Source organism: Nostocoides japonicum T1-X7 (genome assembly GCF_001046855.1).
Classification (GTDB): domain Bacteria; phylum Actinomycetota; class Actinomycetes; order Actinomycetales; family Dermatophilaceae; genus Nostocoides; species Nostocoides japonicum.
The window spans coordinates 4,272,418-4,276,262 of record NZ_HF570958.1 but is presented as its reverse complement, the minus strand read 5'-3'; the positions used below and the strand labels follow the sequence as shown (position 1 = coordinate 4,276,262).

Here is a 3,845-nt window from a genome sequence, read left to right as displayed (position 1 = left end):
CCGGGAGGGGCCCGCCCCGCCGGGCCGCCGCCGAGGGGGCCGACGTCGTCTGCGCCCTCGGTGGCGACGGGACGGTCCGCGCGGTGGCCGAGGCGCTCGCCGGCACCCGGACCCCGCTCGGCCTCCTCCCGAGCGGCACCGGCAACCTCCTCGCACGGACGATGGGTCTCCCGCTCGCCGACCTCGAGGCGGGCCTCGACGTCGCGCTCGGCGGCCAGAACCTCAGGGTCGACGTCGGCCGCCTGCGGGCCGAGCGGCCCGCCGAGGGCGCAGCGACCGACCACGTCTTCGTCGTCATGGCCGGGCTCGGCTTCGACGCGGCGATCATGGCGACGACCGACGACGAGCTGAAGGCGAAGGTCGGCTGGCCCGCCTATCTCGTGAGCGGGGCGCGCAACCTGCGCGGCGACCGATTCCACGTCACCGTGAGCGCGGGACCCGAGGAGACGGTCGTGTTCGACGGGAGGACCCGGATGGCCGTCGTCGGCAACTGCGGGCGGCTCCTCGGCGGGATCGACCTCATGCCCGATGCCCGGATCGACGACGGGCTCCTCGACACGATCCTCATCAGCCCGCGGACGATGGCCGGCTGGGTGGCCGTCGCGGCGCGGGTGCTCGGCCGGAAGGGGACGTCGGGCACCCGGGTGCACCGGCATACGGCGACGCGGTTCGTCGTCCGGCCGAGCCGGCCCGAGCCCCTCCAGGTGGACGGCGACGTCATCGGGCCGGCGAGCGCCATCACGACCGAGGTGTGGCCGGGCGCGCTCACCGTGCGCGTGCCGGTGGGCTACCAGGCCCCGGTGGCCTAGTCCGTCAGAAGCGCTTCTCACGCCAGGGGCGCTCGAAGGGGAGGCGCCAGGCGAACGGCGCGACGAGCTGGTGGATCTGGTTCGGCCCCCACGAGCCCGGGCTGTAGGGGCGCGGGGTCGGGGGGTTGTCCAGGAGCGGCCGGGAGATCTCCCACACCCGCTCGATGCCCTCCGCCGAGGTGAAGAGGGTCCGGTCGCCGCGGGCGGCGTCGTAGATGAGCCGCTCGTATGCCTCGAGGACGGCCCCCTCCCAGTCCGTCTCGTGCATGGCGAACTGCATCGACAGCTTGTCGAGCTTGAAGCCGGGGCCGGGCCGCTTGCCGTAGAAGGACAGCGACATCCGCGCCTTGTCGGCGAGGTCGAACGTCAGGTGGTCGGGCCCGTTGTCGCCGACTCCGGATCCGGGCGGGAACATCGACAGCGGCGGCTCGCGGAAGGCGATGGAGATGATGCGGGCCCCCTCGGCCATCCGCTTGCCGGTCCGCAGATAGAAGGGGACGCCCGCCCAGCGCCAGTTGTCGATGTAGCAGCGCAGCGCGATGAACGTCTCGGTCTCGGAGTCGCCGCGGACGCCGGGCTCCTCCCGGTAGCCGATGTACTGGCCGCGGACGACGTCGTGCGGCTGGATGGGCTGCATCGAGCGGAAGACCTTGTTCTTCTCGCGGCTGATGGCCCGCGGCTCGAGGGCCGTCGGCGGCTCCATCGCCGTGAAGGCGAGGATCTGGAACAGGTGGGTGACGACCATGTCGCGGTACGCGCCGGTGCCCTCGTAGAAGTCGCCGCGCTGGGACAGGCCGAGGGTCTCCGGCACGTCGATCTGGACGTGGTCGATGTAGTTGCGGTGCCAGATCGGCTCGAAGAGCCCGTTGGCGAAGCGGAACGCGAGGATGTTCTGGGCCGCCTCCTTGCCGAGGAAGTGGTCGATGCGGAAGATCTGGTCCTCGTCGAACACCTCGTGGAGCTGGGCGTTGAGCGCGACGGCCGAGGTGAAGTCGGTGCCGAACGGCTTCTCCATGACGATGCGGCTGCCCTCGACGAGCCCGGCCTCCTCGATCGTCGAGACGGCGGCGAGCGCGGCCTTCGGCGGCACGGACAGGTAGTGCAGCCGCAGCTTCTTGCCCTCGGGCAGGCTCTCCTCGGCCTTGCGCACCGCGGCCCCGAGGGCCGCGGGGCCGGCCGAGAGGGGCACGTAGTCGAGGTCGGCGACGAAGGCCTCGACGACGTCTTTGGGCAGCGACCTCGTGCTGAACTCGCGGATGGCCTCGAGGGCCAGCGCGCGGAACTCCTCGGGCGTGAGGTCGTCGAGGGAGGTGCCCACGACCCGCATGTCGTCGAGGAGGTTCGAGGAGTACAGGTGGAGCAGGCCGGGAAGCAGCTTGCGCTTGGACAGGTCTCCGGTGGCGCCGAAGAGGACCACGGTCACGGGTGCGCTCATGGCTAGAGCCTTGCGCACCTCGACGCATCGCGCCAGAGGGGACCGCGAACACATGACATCGGACGTTGGCGAACACACGACATCGGACGTTTGCGGACGTATGCCACGGGCACCCGCGGATGGCGCGGGCCGAGGCCGTTCGGGTGGCCGGACCCCCTTTGTGCCCGGGTGGGAGGGGAGGCTAACCTAACTTACGGTCGCCCATCTTCGTGGGGCCTGTTGAGACTGATTGGTCGCGCCCGTGCTCGCAACGTTCATCATCGGCCTGAGGGAAGGCCTCGAGGCTGCGTTGATCGTCGGCATCGTCGCCGCGTTCCTCAAGAAGAACGACCGTCGCCTCACCCCGATGTGGGTCGGCGTCGTCGCCGCCGTGCTCCTCAGCCTCGCGGTGGGCATCACCCTCGCCCTCGTCGAGACGTCCCTCCCCCAGGCGGCCCAGGAGGGCATGGAGACCGTCATCGGCACGGTCGCCATCTTCTTCGTCACCGGGATGATCCTGTGGATGAGCACCCATTCCCGGGGGCTCAAGCGGGAGCTCGAGGCGCAGGCCCAGGAGGCGCTCGGCGACGGCACGTCGCGCGCGCTCGTCATCATGGCGTTCCTCGCGGTCCTCAAGGAGGGCTTCGAGACCTCCGTCTTCCTCCTCGCGACGTTCCAGGCGTCGACGAACGCCTTCACCGCGGCGACCGGCGCCTTCCTCGGCATCCTCGTGGCGATCGGGCTCGGCATCGGCATCTACCGCGGCGGCGTCCGGATCAACCTGTCCCGGTTCTTCCGGGCGACGGGCGTCTTCCTCGTGCTCGTCGCCGCGGGCCTCCTCGTCACCGCCCTGCGGACCGCCCACGAGGCCGGCTGGCTCAACGCCGGCCAGCAGCGCACCGTCGACCTGTCCTGGCTCGCCCCCGTCGGCTCGATCCGCGGCGCGCTCTTCACCGGCGTCCTCGGCATCCCGGCCGATCCCCGGCTCGTCGAGGTCGTCGGGTGGCTGTGCTACCTCGTGCCGATGATGCTCATCGTCCTCTGGCCGCCGACCCGGCGCCCCGGACCCGTCGCGAGCATCCGGATCAAGCAGGTGGTCGCCCTCGCCGCGGTCGTCGCCGCCGGTCTGCTCGCCGTCCTCGTCCGCGCGCCCGCGCTGCCCGCCTCGGGTCCGGCGCCGCTCGTCGACGCGACGGGCGCCTCGGTCGGCACCGCCCAGCTGCGCGACGGCTCCCGGCTCGAGACGACGGTCGGCACGACGACGGCGACGTATGCCCTGAGCCGGGCCGGCGAGCAGGTGCACGACGGGACGACGGCCGAGCACCTCACCGGGTCGGCCCCGACCCCCGCGGACCTGCCGACGACCCTGACCCTCGACGACCTCGTCGCCGTGGGCGGCGGGCGGGTCCCCGTCGGCGTCGACGTCCAGCGCAACCCGGGCCCGTACACCGCGGCCTGGTCGGGCACCGGAGCCCTCGACGCCTGGTCCGTCGAGGGCGTCCTCCTCGACGCGACGTCACGGCATACCCTCGTCCTCACCCTCACCGGCGGCGGCCTGCCGACGTCCCGCACCCTCACCGTCACGCCCGACGCCACCCTTCCCGGTGGGGCCGGCACGGCCC

Annotated in this window: 3 protein-coding genes; 2 read left to right on the top strand and 1 reads right to left on the bottom strand. The window is 72.1% G+C overall.

Going from position 1 to position 3,845, the window contains the following annotated elements; genetic code table 11:
• Positions 1-809 (top strand): diacylglycerol/lipid kinase family protein (locus BN12_RS19380; protein ID WP_048555072.1); only part of this gene is annotated, 809 nt, incomplete at its 5' end.
• Positions 810-813: 4 nt separating this feature from the next.
• Here the strand turns inward: BN12_RS19380 and zwf are convergent.
• On the bottom strand, positions 814-2,244 hold the full coding sequence (zwf, locus tag BN12_RS19375) for a glucose-6-phosphate dehydrogenase (RefSeq protein WP_048555070.1): 1,431 nt from the start codon (positions 2,242-2,244) through the stop codon (positions 814-816).
• A gap of 241 nt (positions 2,245-2,485) precedes the next feature.
• Between zwf and efeU the strand changes: the two genes are divergently transcribed.
• Positions 2,486-3,845 (top strand): iron uptake transporter permease EfeU (gene efeU / locus BN12_RS19370; RefSeq protein WP_162233109.1); only part of this gene is annotated, 1,360 nt, incomplete at its 3' end.

Excerpts from the sequence above, each read along its gene's own strand:
- zwf (WP_048555070.1), bottom strand. The coding sequence starts at position 2,244 with ATGAGCGCACCCGTGACCGTGGTCCTCTTCGGCGCCACCGGAGACCTG.